The sequence below is a fragment of the Haloferula rosea genome (assembly GCF_016595525.1).
Taxonomy (GTDB): Bacteria; Verrucomicrobiota; Verrucomicrobiia; order Verrucomicrobiales; family Akkermansiaceae; genus Haloferula; species Haloferula rosea.
The window spans coordinates 1-324 of sequence record NZ_JAENII010000068.1 but is presented as its reverse complement, the minus strand read 5'-3'; the positions used below and the strand labels follow the sequence as shown (position 1 = coordinate 324).

1 pseudogene is annotated in these 324 nt (G+C 63.0%); it reads left to right on the top strand.

The annotated features are described in order from the left end of the window. Nucleotides 1-285, top strand: a pseudogene (locus JIN81_RS18850) (group II intron maturase-specific domain-containing protein); the annotation flags it as partial. Between the last annotated feature and the right edge of the window lie 39 nt (nucleotides 286-324).

Here is a 324-nt window from a genome sequence, read left to right as displayed (position 1 = left end):
TACACGGTCATCGAGCGACTGGCGGAATGGGTCAGGCGGAGGGTGCGGTTGTACTACTGGAAGCAATGGAAGCAGCCGCGCACGCGCCGCCGCCAACTCCTCGCCTTGGGCATCGCCCCGGACGAGGTGCACAAGGCGTCGCGGAGCCGAAAAGGCTACTGGCGCATGAGCCAAATGTCACTGGTGCGGCACGCATTGAACAACCGTTGGCTTGAGGAACAGGGGGTGCCTGACATGAGGGCCGTCTGGATCAAGCTTCACTACGGGCCTCATGCCCGAGTCTGATTGGAACCGCCCTGTACGGAGCCGTACGCAGGGTGGTGT